We start from the raw sequence: 380 nt of genomic DNA on the forward strand, positions 1-380 counted from the left end.
AAAATAAATGCAATAATTACTTTTCTCATGTTAAAGGTCTTGTGCGTTGGCAATAAGCTCAGCTATATCCATTACTTTAACATCACTTTCTCTTTCTTTATTTTTAATACCATCAGTCATCATGGTATTGCAAAAAGGACAACCTGCGGCAATGATATCAGGAGTTGTCTCTAGAGCGTCTTCGGTTCTTTCGATATTGATTTCCTTATCTCCATTTTCAGCATCCTTAAACATTTGTGCTCCACCTGCGCCACAACAAAGTCCATTCGCTTTTGATCGCTTCATTTCAACAAGAGCTGCATCAAGTTTCGTTATTAAATCTCTAGGAATCGATTCGTGCTCGATGAACCGGGCGCTTATGGCTTAGATCACCGACTGCC

1 pseudogene is annotated in these 380 nt (G+C 39.5%); it reads right to left on the reverse strand.

The annotated features are described in order from the left end of the window. Positions 1-30: 30 nt before the first annotated feature. A pseudogene (locus AC061E_RS16645) lies at positions 31-327 on the reverse strand (heterodisulfide reductase-related iron-sulfur binding cluster); the annotation flags it as partial. Between the last annotated feature and the right edge of the window lie 53 nt (positions 328-380).

The sequence above is a fragment of the Flavobacterium sp. GNP011 genome, assembly GCF_056428925.1.